General features: G+C 51.7%; 10 protein-coding genes. 6 read left to right on the top strand and 4 right to left on the bottom strand.

All coding sequences use genetic code 11. The annotated features are described in order from the left end of the window. Positions 1–1,238 (bottom strand): DEAD/DEAH box helicase (locus tag ACXJJC_RS05165; protein ID WP_456369876.1); only part of this gene is annotated, 1,238 nt, incomplete at its 3' end. A 119-nt stretch (positions 1,239–1,357) separates the two neighbouring features. On the opposite strand from ACXJJC_RS05165, the gene ACXJJC_RS05160 reads away from it, so the two are divergent. Both ACXJJC_RS05160 and ACXJJC_RS05155 read left to right on the top strand, forming a co-directional pair. Continuing rightward, entirely contained in the window at positions 1,358–1,993 is a 636-nt protein-coding gene (locus ACXJJC_RS05160) for a hypothetical protein (RefSeq protein WP_456369875.1), read from the top strand. Positions 1,994–2,055: 62 nt separating this feature from the next. Then, positions 2,056–2,880 (top strand): DMT family transporter, encoded by an 825-nt coding sequence (locus tag ACXJJC_RS05155; protein ID WP_456369873.1) that lies wholly within the window; start codon positions 2,056–2,058, stop codon positions 2,878–2,880. Here ACXJJC_RS05155 and ACXJJC_RS05150 read toward each other — a convergent pair. Then, complete coding sequence (locus tag ACXJJC_RS05150; RefSeq protein WP_456369871.1) at positions 2,857–4,800, bottom strand: IGHMBP2 family helicase; 1,944 nt, start codon at positions 4,798–4,800, stop codon at positions 2,857–2,859. The two genes, ACXJJC_RS05155 and ACXJJC_RS05150, sit on opposite strands and share 24 nt — an antisense overlap. Before the next feature lie 162 nt (positions 4,801–4,962). On the opposite strand from ACXJJC_RS05150, the gene ACXJJC_RS05145 reads away from it, so the two are divergent. The 3 genes from ACXJJC_RS05145 (at position 4,963) to ACXJJC_RS05135 (ending at position 7,452) form a co-directional block, all read left to right on the top strand. Continuing rightward, positions 4,963–5,130, top strand: coding sequence for a type II toxin-antitoxin system CcdA family antitoxin (locus ACXJJC_RS05145; protein ID WP_456369869.1), 168 nt, complete (start codon positions 4,963–4,965; stop codon positions 5,128–5,130). A 44-nt stretch (positions 5,131–5,174) separates the two neighbouring features. Next, positions 5,175–6,407 carry a site-specific integrase gene (locus ACXJJC_RS05140; protein ID WP_456369867.1) on the top strand — a complete coding sequence of 411 codons (1,233 nt, stop codon included), beginning with the start codon at positions 5,175–5,177 and terminating at the stop codon, positions 6,405–6,407. Positions 6,408–6,507: 100 nt separating this feature from the next. Beyond that, the gene (locus tag ACXJJC_RS05135) at positions 6,508–7,452 is read left to right on the top strand and encodes a hypothetical protein (RefSeq protein WP_456369865.1); all 945 of its coding nucleotides are present in this window, start codon (positions 6,508–6,510) and stop codon (positions 7,450–7,452) included. A gap of 16 nt (positions 7,453–7,468) precedes the next feature. Here ACXJJC_RS05135 and ACXJJC_RS05130 read toward each other — a convergent pair whose 3' ends face one another. Continuing rightward, complete coding sequence (locus tag ACXJJC_RS05130) at positions 7,469–8,659, bottom strand: hypothetical protein (RefSeq protein WP_456369863.1); 1,191 nt, start codon at positions 8,657–8,659, stop codon at positions 7,469–7,471. Between the two features lie 41 nt (positions 8,660–8,700). Further along, entirely contained in the window at positions 8,701–8,880 is a 180-nt protein-coding gene (locus ACXJJC_RS05125; RefSeq protein ID WP_456369861.1) for a hypothetical protein, read from the bottom strand. 111 nt (positions 8,881–8,991) lie between these two features. Between ACXJJC_RS05125 and ACXJJC_RS05120 the strand changes: the two genes are divergently transcribed. After that, the coding region (locus tag ACXJJC_RS05120; RefSeq protein WP_456369860.1) for a hypothetical protein at positions 8,992–9,278 on the top strand (287 nt) is incomplete at its 3' end.

The following is a 9,278-nucleotide window of genomic DNA, read 5'->3' as shown; positions in this document are numbered from 1 at the left end:
CTGTCGAGCCTCCTCATCAAAGCCTCTCTCGCGAGGACGGAGCACTCGACGAGGTCGTCGTGGTCCACTACGACTATCCTTCCCCTGCTCACCTCGTGCAGCCTGTGCCCGCTCCTCCCTATCCTCTGAAGGGCCCGGCTGATGCTCTTGGGAGACCCTAACAGCACCACGAGGTCTATGTACCCGATGTCTATCCCGAGCTCAAGACTCGTGGAGCTGACGACGCATCGAAGCTCTCCGTTCTTGAGCTTCTCCTCAACCTCAAGCCTCACCTCCTTGGAGAGGGATGAGTGGTGTGCGGCGACGGGGAAGTCCTCACCGAGAACCTTTTTCAGGTTGAACACCACCCTCTCAGTCGCACTCCGGGTGTTTGTGAACACAAGCGTCGTTCTCGAATTCCGGATCATCTCGGCAAGTGTGCTGTACATTCTCTCGCTTATCTCCTCAGCTGTGGCTGAGAACAGGTTATCCACGGGCGAAATTACCCTGATGTCCATCTTCTTCTCAAACGTGACGTCAGCAACCACGCAGTCCCTCTCCCTGCCGTTCTCGTACCCGACAAGAAACCTTGCAACCTCCTCGAGAGGGTGTATAGTCGCCGACAATCCCACCCTGACCATCTTCCCCTCCTGAATCTCCTCCAGCCTCTCAATTGAAAGAGAGAGGTGTGAGCCTCTCTTGTTCTCGGCAAGAGAGTGCAGTTCATCCACAATCAGGAACTCCACATTCCTCAGCGACCTTGAGAACTTTGGAGAGCACAGAACTATCGCGAGACTTTCAGGTGTCGTTATCAGGATGTGGGGTGGCTTCCTGAGCTGTCTCTGCTTCTCCCCGCTGTCCGTATCGCCCGTCCTTACGGCAATCCTGATCCTCTGGAGCTTAACATTCTTCCTCTCCGCCAGCCCGTAAATCTCACCCAGCGGTTCCTCGAGGTTCTTCCTGATGTCGTTGTTCAGGGCTTTCAGGGGCGAGACGTAAACAACATAAACTCTATTCTCGAGGGAGTTCTCCATTGCCCTGTCAAGGAGCTTGCTCAAGGCAGTCATGAACGCTGCGAGCGTTTTCCCGCTACCCGTGGGGGAGGATATGAGGACGTTGTTCCCCTTAAACGCTTCCACAATCGAGTACCTCTGGGGTGGAGTGAACTGGCCGTATTTTTCTTCGAACCACTCCCTCAAAAGCGGGTTGAGGTGAGACTTAATCTCCTCATCGCTGTACGGCCTACCCTGTACTATCACCCTCCATCCTTAGTCAGCCCTGTTTAAAACCTTGAGGTATGAGGGTCGAACCACCGTCAGCCCAGGTAAACTATATATAATTTTGAAATCTAAATCACAAACACTAAGGGGTGTGATGTATGAAAAAGCTGCTTGTAATTCTCGCAGTTGTGGCTATTGCCCTTGCAGGCTGTGCAGGCCAGAAAGAAGGAGGGACCATCGAAACGCCGGCAAAAACGCAAACACCAACGCCCGAAGAGACCCGAACCCCGGAGCAGGGAGGTTCCGGTGGGGTGTCTGCCGGGGAGATAAAAACGCTCTACGACCTGTTCGCCTCGAAGAAGATGTATTACGGAAGGGCCACAGTAACAGAGAATGGAGAAACCTACACTGTGGAGTTCTGGTATTACTACGACGCGGATAACAGCGAGCAGATGCTCAGGATGGAGAACTCAGAAGGTGGCGTAATGATCATGCGCAACAAGTACGAGGGCTCAACCCTCACGACGACGATGTACATGAGGGGCATGAAGGACATGCCGATGCCGGAGGGCTGTGACTGGGTTGAGGTCAAAACGACCCAGACGGTCAGCCCGAGTGAGGCAGAGGAGGTCAAGGACGAGCCTGTTGGTGATGCCTTCACCGCAACTCTCAGCTACCAGGGCCAGGTGACGCAGGAGTACGAAGGAAAGTTTGTAGATGTTGATCTCACACTCTTCCAGCCAGACGGGAACGTTTGCTCGATGATGTCAATGATCATGACGCCGCAGGGATGAACATGCCATTTTTTGATAAAAATTGAAAAAAATTTTTTAACCCAGATTTTTTTGAACGGTGAGTGAAGAGGGTTTACGCGGATCTCGGACTGCTGGCCGTAGCGCTGATATGGGGTGCGACGTTTCCGGTCGTGAAGCTCGCCCTGGAGTACGTTTCTCCCTTCGCATTCAACGCCATCAGGTTCCTGCTCACGTTCATCCTCTTCATCCCGTTCGTCAGAAAGGGAGAATTCACCGTGGGGATCAAGATAGGGTTCGCGTCCTTTATCGGCTACGCCCTCCAGACGGTGGGGCTCGAGTACACGACGGCAACAAACGCGGGTTTCATAACCTCCACCTACGTCGTGCTGACGCCGATCGTCGCGTACATACTGTACAGAGAAAGGCTGACAAAGACAGAAATTTTTGCGGTCATCATGGCGTTTGCCGGCATCTACCTGCTGTCAGGATACTCCGGATTCAGCTACGGTGACATACTCATGATTCTGTGCGCGGTTGCCTTCGCCTTTGAGATAGCGATGATTTCAAAGTACGCAAGGGAGATGAGTCCCATGAGCCTCGCAGGCTGGCAGGTGTTCGCCATAGGCATCTTTTCAGCACTTCCAGCAGCCCTCACCACTGACAGGCTCGTCTTCAACCAGTACGTCCTCATCGCCCTGGCCGTAACGGGCCTGCTCGCAACGTTCGCTGCGAAGATACTCCAGAACTACATGCAGGCTCACACCAAGTCGGTCGACGCGGGGATCATCCTCTCACTCGAAGGCGTGTTTTCCCACATCTTCTCAGCAATCTTTCTCAGCGAGTCCCTCACTGCCGTTCAGTATGCTGGGGTCGCTCTCGTGTTTCTCGCAGTCATATCGATCTCAGCCCTGCAGGACAGAGGATGACCGCAGAACCTTTCCCTTCAGCCTGACGTGATCGATAAACGCCCGGTAAACCTCATGTCTGCCGAGCGTCAGGGAGTCCCCCACGACGATCAGCAGCCTCCTGGCCCTCGTGAGGGAGACGTTAAACCTCCGCATATCTTCGAGAAAGCCTATTCTGCCATTTCTGTTGCTTCTGACGAGAGAGATCACGATCACGTCCTTCTCCCTTCCCTGGAAACCGTCCACGGTTTTGACCTCTACGCGAAGCATGCTCCTGAGAAGCCGGACCTGGTCGTCGTACGGCGAGATTACAGCTATTCTCTCACCCTCGACCCCCATTTCCTCAAGCTTCCCGACGACCTTCCTGACGATTTCCGCCTCGTACCTGTTGTAAAGCGACGTGGACGACTTTTTCCGAAGTTCGTGCCTTGCATAGCTGTCCGAGGTGTCTATGAAGACGAGCGGACGCTCGGTAAGAGACTCGGAGAGGGTGTCACCGGCATTCAGGTCAAAGTCGCGGATTGAAACGCTCCTTACACCCTCGTGTGTCCTGAGCCTGCCACCGTAAAAAACTCTGGACGGAAACTCAGCGAGAATCTCGTTCATCCTGTACTGAACGTTCAGCAATTCTGACTTGAACGGAAATCGAGAAATCAGGATCTCAAAACACGTTCTCTCAAGCTCTCTCGCACTCCGGCTAACAACCGTCGGTGGCAGCTGCCTGTGGTCTCCAGCGAGGACGAACCTCTCCGCCCTCGAGACAGGAATTAGGACGCTCGGAATGGTTGACTGGGTGGCCTCATCGACGACTGCAACGTCGAATCTGCACTCGAGCAGAAATGACGTGGAGTTGGTGCTCAAAACGACGTCAGCTCCCTCAATCAGATCGTCCATTATCTCCCGCTCGATCCTCGCTGCCTCGTCCAGGATGCCGGAAATCTCGTCGTTGAGCCGTATCCACCTCGCCATTGACCTCAGCACTGCTCCGGAAACGCCCCTGTAAACCCTGACTCCCTCCTCTGCGAGCCTGAGAATTTCACTGTCCGAAAGCCCCCTCCGGACCCGAGGCACCGGTCGGGTTTCCCTGTCTCTCCGTTCCATCAGCTCAGTAGCAATGCTCCACAGCTCCTCGACCTCCCTGTAACGATCGTGGGACTTCATGAGGTGAAACACGGACGTCTCGATGAGGTTCGGTTCGATCCTGCTGGGATGTCCGAGCCTCAAGACTTTCAGCCTACCGTACAGCCTTTCCACAAGGTTGTCCACTGCTGTGTTGCTGTCTGCCGTCGCCAGCACTTTGCTGCCCCTCTCAACCTCCTGCCTTATGTACTCCACAACGGTTCTCGTCTTTCCAGTGCCAAAAGGACCGTGTATCAGGAAGAAGTCCTCCTGGGCGAGGGCCTTTGAAACCGCCCTCATCTGGGACGGGTTGAGGTGCACGTCAAATGGCTTGAAATCGTGTTCACCGTGATCCTCCGTGTCCCTGATGCCGAGGATGAGTTCAATCGCCCTGAGACCGCTCTCAGTGATCCTCTGAAGGTTTTCATCCATCCTTCTGAAGGTGGTGTCGTTTACGAACAGGTCGATCCTGACGTTCCTGAGACTGATGTCCGGACGCCTCTCGAACTCGACAGAGATGTAGCGCCTCCCCCTTTCGACGACCGTGCCCTCAACCCCTCTCTCAAGAGGTTTTCCGTTGCTAACGAGCACCACGTCTCCGGGATCAATATCTGTTACAATCTCCCTGTCCCTACCAAAGCGGACGATGACTCTTTTCGGAGTGCTGGATACCACCTTTCCTCTCAGCCCCAGAACAGCCTTTCCCGCCCTCTCCCTCTCAATACCCGTAAGGGACCTGATTTCGTCGATAGCCCTTCGCTTCTCCTCCTCCCTTTCGAGGTTCAGCAGGTGTCTCAGGCGCCTTATGTACTCACCAACCATACGCACCACAAGAGTCAGAAAGTACGGCCTTCATCATCGCTCACGCTCAGTTCCTGCCAAATTCATCATCTGTCGGCTGTTCTTCGAGAGGTGAGATAAATGTTTTGCATGCCTGCCTGAAGAGCGACCAACATGTGACGCCCCAACCAGAATAAAACACGTGTGAACCTCACCATAAACAGGGATATTCTGGAAGCTTCCCGCAAGTACATACCTAATCTCAGCGATTTTGTTGAAAAGAAGCTTTTGGAGTTTCTGCAGTTCGTAAACCGCCCTCTCGGAGTGGAATGGAGTAGCCCCGCGGGGGCTATAGATGTTAAAAATCAATAACCCCCAAAAAGAATAAATAAATCCTAGACTACAGTCAATACATAATGGGAAAACAATTCCACGACGATGAGGGATTGCTACTAGGACAACTGAGATTGGCTGAAAAAGAACTACCTGAAAGAAGCTTTAAATTAATTCTGGGTTTTAAAAAGAAATTGCTTGCAGAAGGTGTTGGAAAATTGAGGATATCGAGGTATATTGGTATTTTAAGGAAGATATACCAATTACACCCCGTAGAGCTTGGTGAATGGAGTAAAGACGACATCATCGAGATCTTGGCACTAATCGAAGAGAAAGGGTACAAAAGAGGCACTATCAATGAATTCAGGAAAACCCTGAAGAGGTTCATAAAATATGCCTACGGTGAAAAGTCCGAACTTTTGGATTATGTCAGCCAAATAAGAAAACGTGAGAGAAGGATTCCAGAGATTATAAACGAAGATGATGTTTTGAAGGTTATAGACGTCTTGGATCATCCAAGAGATAAAGCAATGATTGCTGTTTGTTATGAGGCTGGTTTAAGAATTGGAGAGCTTGCATCTTTGAGAATAAGGGACATACAATGGCTGTCGAATTCTAAAGGTGAATTGATAGCTAAAATTAAGGTCCGCGGTAAAACTGGCGAAAGAGTAATACCAATTATTATGGCCACCTCATATCTAAAGAGATGGCTCGACGAGCACCCATATTCCGATAACATAAATGCATTCGTCTTTTGCGCATTAGCCAACAACAATTACGGTGGCATGATTAGCTACAGAAACATATACAAAATATTTGTCGAAGCCGGAAAAAAGGCAGGATTGCGGGTTAAACTGCACCCCCACATATTAAGGCACTCAAGGGCCACAATTCTGGCCAAATACTTAACCGAAGCCCAAATGTGTCAATTTTTTGGGTGGGTTCAGGGCTCTGACATGCCAAGAATATACGTACATCTTTCTGGGAGAGATGTGGACAGCTCAATAATGAAAATATATGGATTTGAAACAGAAGAGGAAAAAGAAGAGGTGAAAGCGAGGCCGAAAAAATGTCCGAGATGTGGATACATAAACGCACCAACCGACATATATTGTGGAAGATGCGCTTTGATACTAGATGAAGGGGAAAGAGCAAGGTTAGAGATGGAAGAGCCAAGAATAGTGCGTGATTTGATAGATTACATCGCACACGATCCAGAAAAATTCGAAAGATTAAAAGAAATGATTGAATTCATTGAAAAATTGAGAGAAAATCCCGAGTTGACACAAATGCTATTACAACTAAGAGCTAAGTAGGGCTTTTAACACCTTATAGTTCCAACCAAGTTTTTGTTCAAAATTATAGAGTCTGGATCTTAGAAATATGTGACAAAAAACTAATGAGTCTATTTTTGACGTGAGCAACATTCTCACACTCAAAGTCTATCTGAACAACAACCTCCTCTTCACAAGGGATCTCGGCGGCGTTACTTCTGTTACCGACACTATCTCTATCTCAACGACCTCACTCAGCTACGGGCAGAGCTACTCAGTCTCGATAGTCGTCAAGGCGGTCAGCGGCTCCACGAACTCTTCGACGGTCACGTTCAGCACCTGTCAGAAGGTCACCCAGCCACAGGGCTGTGAGTACGTCACCGTCTACCTGAGAGGTCTCAACAGCCCGTACGACATGTACATCAGAGGTGCGGATGGCAGATGGTACAAGATCGGAACCGTCGAGCTCACACCACTCGGCAAGAGTGTCAGAAGCTGGACGAACCCGCCCGCGGTCTCGTCCGTCACACCCGGTCAGGGACAGCTCAGGCTGTACATCTCAGGGACCTCCTCGGGAATGCTCACCACGACGAGTGAGGAGTACATCGCCGACGCGCCTTCCGGCATAGTGAGCTGGGCGCAGAGCAACGCCAACAGCATTGACAGGGCGATTGACACAACCTGTCCTGTCAGGAGCTCGTCGAGCGGACCTACGAACCCGTCCGGTAAGTACACAATAACAGTCCGCCTGATCGAAAGCGGAATCGGAACCGCCCCGTACTACATAGTCGGCCATGACACTGACTCCAACAGGTACTACTACCTTGGAAACGTCTATCCGAACGTCGGAGAGGGCTCCGTCTGGAGTGCAAGGAACCCGCAGTCCACCACCGTGCCGGCAGACGCGATGAACAACATCAACACTAACGGCTTCAGCAACTATCCGAAGCTCGGAACATACGAGTGGTCAGGAAGCCCTGACCCGACACAGGGCACGAACCCGATCCTGACCATAACCAACCCGACCTACAGGGGTTACACCTGGAACGTGATGCAGGGCTACTACGTGTACGTCAACGCCCAGTAATCTTTCCCTCTCTTTTTTATTCTGTTTTTACAGACTCCCTGTACAAATCCTGAGTGTCGTATGGTGTGATCAGCACCGTCAGGTGCGCCATTTTGTTGAGAACATTCATGCGGTACACTGTATAGCCTATGTCGGTGATACCATAATCAATAGCTCCCGAGTCCTCGACGATCACGACATTGTAGTCCTCTCCAAGCGGGCCGGAGAGGTATGCAAGCTTGAACACGTCCGGTATCTTTCCGTCCGGAAACATGTCCTTCGCCGGAATTACGACGTACGCGTGCCAGTCCAGAAGAGAGTCTATGTAGAGCACGAGCAAGTCAGCCCTTATGCCGAGGGCCTTCAGCAGGTACATATTGAAGAGAGCATCCACGGTGCAGTGACCACCCCTGAAGAACAGGAAGCTCTTCACGTAGCTGTCGCTCTCGTTGAGCCACCCTTCCTCGATTCTGTCCCCGTCAAGGTACTCGAACCTTATTGGTTTCCCTATCCAGTCCAGTCTTGGCGTCCCTTTTGGAAGCGCGACCGGAGTGAGCTCATAGCTGACGAAGAGGTATTTCTCCAGCCTCGACATGTTGTGCCTCTCCACGTACTCTCTCACCTGCTCAGCCAGCCTGCCCATGATCCTCCAGTCCTCCGGGTTGTCCCTAACATCATACCAGTGTATCCACATTGGTATCGTCACGGTCTCCATCTTGTACCTCGTCGTCAGCGTTCCGGATTCGTAGCCCAGATACAGAAAGTAGCTGGGGTAGTTCGCGTCAAACGTCTGCGGGTACCGCTTTTCGGTGGTTATGTTCACCCTGAAGACGTAGTGCTCCTTCCCCACCCACGAATCGTAGCCGACAATGATGTACTCGTACCACGTGTCGTTTATCTTCTTGATGTACGCTCCCTCCAGCGGCTCCTCGTGCCCCTTGCTGACGTAGTAGAACCTCCCGCCGGCGTACTTGAAGATCGTCTCCGGATCCTTTATCCTCAAATACCTCGCGTACTCGTAAACCTCGTAGGGTATCTCCCCCCTGTCCACCAAGACTTTGATCTCCTCGAGGCTCCACGGCTCCCATATCCTGAGCTTCTTCTTCTCTATCGGGTCTCCCGGCAGGAACTTTGACAGCGGGGCGATCACGATAATGGAGGTGAGCGTTAAGTAGGTAAGGACGAGCAGAACCGCTCCCGCACCGGCAAGGAACCACCAGATCCTCATCCTTACACCCCTCGAATTTCAGGGAGGCAAAAAATCTGCTTTTAATCTGAGGGGTCTTTCTCCACCACCTCTTTTGCCGAGCTGAGGTCTCTCTCCACCAGCTCTGCAACATACTCAAAGAACTCAGCCCACGTCTCCTTCTTCGCCCTCGCCTTCAGCACCTGAAGCGTCCAGTAAACGTCCTCGGGCAGGGTGAGTGACTTGGTGCCCACCTTTGCCATGATTGTAACTCTGGATGAGGAGGTATATAACTGTTTGCCGTAAATACGGAAAACACTTCATTTCCCGGATATACCAAACCTTTATATACTTGCCTCCACATACACACAATCATGGAACCGGGGAAGCGGGTTGGGTTCAGGTATGTGGTTTTCGGGATCATCGTCACCCTCGCGATCACGGCGCTCGTGGGATACGCCCTGTCCTCACCAAGTCAGGTTCCCGCTCCTGAGCTCAAAAACAGGGATCCGGCCTTCAAAATCTTTGCAGTCCAGCTTTATGAAATAAACGGAAACAAGAGGACGTGGGCGTACTACAAAGTAGGCGATCAGGAACTCAGGAGAGACGTGATCGAGGTCTCGCTCACCAAACTGCTGTTCACCGACGTGGGCATGAGAGT

The organism is Geoglobus sp. (assembly GCF_054018175.1).
The sequence above is the reverse complement of the archived record's forward strand: the minus strand, read 5'-3'. Positions and strand labels throughout refer to the sequence as shown.